Origin of the sequence: Nonlabens ulvanivorans (genome assembly GCF_000732625.1) — a bacterium.
Lineage (GTDB): Bacteria > Bacteroidota > Bacteroidia > Flavobacteriales > Flavobacteriaceae > Nonlabens > Nonlabens ulvanivorans.
On sequence record NZ_JPJI01000033.1, the window covers coordinates 1 to 210 of the forward strand.

General features: G+C 41.0%; 1 pseudogene. It reads left to right on the top strand.

The window, feature by feature from the left end:
• Positions 1-210: pseudogene (locus IL45_RS15170) on the top strand (hypothetical protein); the annotation flags it as partial.

Here is a 210-nt window from a genome sequence, read left to right on the forward strand (position 1 = left end):
CTGAATGCGGATGATACGAATCTAGATTATACCGATGAAGATGGTGTGACAACTCAATTAGATTTTACAGCTTTAGTTCAGAACTTAGAAACCATAACGACTCTAGTGGATAACACCGATGGTACCTTTACATATACTAACGAAGCTGGAACGCCAGTTACGATTGATACGAATGCTGCTGAGACGCTTACGACTTTAGTGCTGAATGCG